Annotated in this window: 1 protein-coding gene; it reads right to left on the reverse strand. The window is 65.5% G+C overall.

What is annotated here, in order from left to right:
* Positions 1-77: 77 nt before the first annotated feature.
* Positions 78-455: a hypothetical protein gene (locus ABZ656_RS57860; protein ID WP_360280792.1), complete on the reverse strand. Its 378-nt coding sequence runs from the start codon at positions 453-455 to the stop codon at positions 78-80.
* Positions 456-1,533 lie beyond the last annotated feature (1,078 nt).

A 1,533-nucleotide genomic window follows, 5' to 3' on the forward strand; every position in this document is an offset into this window, starting at 1 on the left:
CCAACTGCTGACCACTCAAGGCGTGGAACGGGTGGGTCACCGTCAAGGAACCCAAAGACTGCTTGGACGACGCGGCACTATGCCGTGACCGTCGGAATCCCAAGGCGCCGCCGCTTGCGCGACCCCGGCTTGGGGATCATCCGTTCCCTGACCGGGACCGGGCGGAAACTGCGGGACTTCAACTGGTCCCGCAGCCCGGCGAGGAACCGCTCCTCACCGATCCGTTCCCGGACGAAGGCGACGGTCATCCCGTCGACTCCGGCCGAGCGTGCGCCCTTGTTCCCCGCGACCCGCTCCCAGGCCATCGCGAGGAAGCCGGGATCGCAGACGAGGTTGTAAAGATCGTCGAACCGACGATGAGGATCGTCGTTCGCCCAACGGTGCAGCTTGGTCTGGATCTCCAGTACCCACCGCTCGGTCCGCAGAGAACCAAGCGGCAGTTCACTCGTGTTCACCAGTGTTCTCCCGGTCTTCCAGTACTTCCACTACTGACTTGCTGGCTCCCTTGGCCATGCGGCCGGCTTTCCCGGCCTCGGACTACTACGGAGCCTCCGCCCCGCCCGGCACCGTCAGCAGACGACGTGCCTGTCCTTCCGCCGCGCTGGCTGCACAGAGTGAGGACGACACCGGACGGTTCCCACGTTCACTTGAGAGTCGATCGACGGGTGAGGTGCCCAGCTCTACCCCTGCGGCATCGCCACGGTTACGCCGCAGACATTCACCGTGGCCTCCCGGCCAGTAATCACATGCCGACCAAGGAGTTCCCCGCCGTCCGAAGACAGCAGGTGCGCGCCGCGACCAGCCCACATCTGCCAGATTTGAGCTGGTGGGCCGTTAAGGGGCGTCAGACACTGGTTCCTCGCGTGCACCTTCCCGTCTCGCTGACCGAACCCGCGCCATCTGGCAGTACTGGCACGTCCCGGCGTTGTCAGGGCTGCTCCCACCCTCCCCGGCGTCTCCCGGCTCAGGCTGCCCTCAGCTTCACCCAGCCGCTGCGACGACCAGGAGTCGAAGGTCTTTCACCCCCGCTCGACTTCAAGCGCCTCGTGGCGCACATGGTCCTCGGCCCAGTCGATCCCGCAGGTTGCGTGCACCACGCGCTCCTTTCAAGGCTTCGCTGTCCGTCGGCATCGAGCCGCGGCAGGACCACCCGGCGACCTAATAGAAGCGCTTGAGGGCGCACCACCCCATCAGCCGTCCGTGGCCCCAGCCCTGCTCAGGGACCCTCACTCTCGTGAAGAACTCGACGGCTCCGGCTGATTGGGAGATGGCCCTGGGAATGGCTCGAATCACGGAACGGTACGGCGACCGAGCTCGATTGCGGCAGAGGCCGGAACGGCGTCCCTCTCTTGTCGAAGCACTCCCGGTGCTGCTTACAGCCAGACGTCTCGCCCGACCCCCGCCTGGACTGGCCCAGCGGCCAATCCACGCGCCTATTAGAAGCTGTTGTCGTTCCGAATCTGAGGGCGATGTTTTCGCTGGTCAGGCATAGGGTCGGCGATTCAGTGGGAGTGGTGGCGTGTCGTGTCGTCG

The sequence above is a fragment of the Streptomyces sp. NPDC007095 genome (assembly GCF_040634475.1).
Lineage (GTDB): Bacteria > Actinomycetota > Actinomycetes > Streptomycetales > Streptomycetaceae > Streptomyces.